Annotated in this window: 1 protein-coding gene; it reads left to right on the forward strand. The window is 34.3% G+C overall.

What is annotated here, in order from left to right; all coding sequences use genetic code 11:
* Window positions 1-201: hypothetical protein (locus KGF50_RS22250; RefSeq protein ID WP_227850033.1), on the forward strand; the 201-nt coding region annotated here is incomplete at both ends.

A 201-nucleotide genomic window follows, 5' to 3' on the forward strand; every position in this document is an offset into this window, starting at 1 on the left:
ATTATAGTTAAAATACTTCCCGTAAAAGATGGTTCTAATCCTTATAAACATCTTAGTGCTTATCCTTGTATGACTGGCGTAAATCAAAATCTTAGATATGAAAATGGTTCATATACTCGTATTGTTGGTAGTGCTAGTATTAGAGACGTTACTGCTGATAGTTTTGAAATTGAATGTGGCGTGAGTGACCTTAACGCTGGT

The organism is Clostridioides sp. ZZV15-6598, assembly GCF_020657705.1.
In the GTDB taxonomy this organism is placed as follows: Bacteria; Bacillota; Clostridia; order Peptostreptococcales; family Peptostreptococcaceae; genus Clostridioides; species Clostridioides difficile_F.